At 66.2% G+C, this 793-nt stretch carries 1 protein-coding gene; it reads right to left on the bottom strand.

Going from position 1 to position 793, the window contains the following annotated elements:
• A partial coding sequence (locus tag OF819_RS29050) for an IS256 family transposase (protein ID WP_267246636.1) occupies positions 1–745 on the bottom strand: 745 nt, incomplete at its 3' end.
• Positions 746–793 lie beyond the last annotated feature (48 nt).

The following is a 793-nucleotide window of genomic DNA, read 5'->3' on the forward strand; positions in this document are numbered from 1 at the left end:
CGCTGACGCCGCGGTTCTTGATCTCGGTGAGGATGTGCAGCCAGTGCTTGGCGCCCTCGCCGCCGTCGCCGGCCCACAGCCCCAGGATCTCGCGACGGCCCTCGGCGGTGACGGCCAGGGCCACGTAGATGGGCCGGTTGGCGACCGCGCCGTCGCGGATTTTCACGTGGATGGCGTCGATGAAGACCACCGGGTAGACGGCGTCGAGGGGGCGACTCTGCCATTCGGCCATGCTCTCGAGGACTTTGTCGGTGATGGTGGAGATGGTCTGGCGGGAGACCTCGGCGCCATAGACCTCTGCCAGGTGAGCCAGGACCTCGCCGGTGGTCAGGCCCTTCGCGGCCAGTGAGATGACCATCTCGTCGACGCCGGTCAGTCGTTTCTGCCGCTTCTTCACGATCTTCGGTTCGAAAGAGCCGTCCCGATCGCGGGGCACGGTTATCTCCACCGGCCCGACATCGGTCAGGACGGTCTTGGAGCGTTTGCCGTTGCGGGAGTTGCCGCCGTCCTTGCCGGCCGGATCGTGCTTGTCATAGCCGAGATGGTCGGTGATCTCGCCCTCCAGGGCGGACTCCAGCAGCCGCTTGGTCAACTGCTGCAGCAGCCCGCCCTCGCCCGTCAGCTGCAGGCCCTCGGCCTGGGCGCGGCCCACCAGCTCGTCGATCAACTGGTCGTCCACGGCCTTCACCGACGCAGCCTTCGTGGGCTCGGCGGTCTCGGACTCGGACACGTTCTCACTGGTCATCGATGCATCTTCCATGATCGGGAGTTACACCGAACGTCTTACAGTCCC

It is taken from the genome of Streptomyces sp. PR69 (assembly GCF_026420845.1).
Taxonomy (GTDB): domain Bacteria; phylum Actinomycetota; class Actinomycetes; order Streptomycetales; family Streptomycetaceae; genus Streptomyces.